1 protein-coding gene is annotated in these 367 nt (G+C 70.8%); it reads right to left on the reverse strand.

Annotation, left to right across the window (positions count from 1 at the left end):
* The coding region (locus OO67_RS35470; protein WP_033305959.1) for an acyltransferase domain-containing protein at positions 1-367 on the reverse strand (367 nt) is incomplete at both ends.

Here is a 367-nt window from a genome sequence, read left to right on the forward strand (position 1 = left end):
GTTCCGGAACCAGTACGCCCCGTCCAGTTCGGCGGTGTCCAGTGCGTCGCCGGTCACGGTGGAGTGGAACGCGATCCGGCCCGACCGTGGTGTGACGTCCCTCAGTTCGCCGGCCAGGGTGTCCCGGATCTCCTCGACGTGGGGGGAGTGGGAGGCGTAGTCCACCGGGATGCGGCGCGCCCAGACCCCGGTCGCCTCGCACCGGGCGAGCAGCTCGTCCAGTGCCTCCGGCTGCCCGGCGACCACCGTGGACGACGGCCCGTTCACGGCTGCTACGGAGAGTTGTCCGTTCCAGGTGGTCAGCAGTTCTTCGGCTTGTGTCTCGGGTAGGGCGAGCCAGGCCATGCCGCCGCCGCCGGAGAGGACG

The organism is Streptomyces atroolivaceus, assembly GCF_000717025.1.
GTDB lineage: Bacteria > Actinomycetota > Actinomycetes > Streptomycetales > Streptomycetaceae > Streptomyces > Streptomyces atroolivaceus.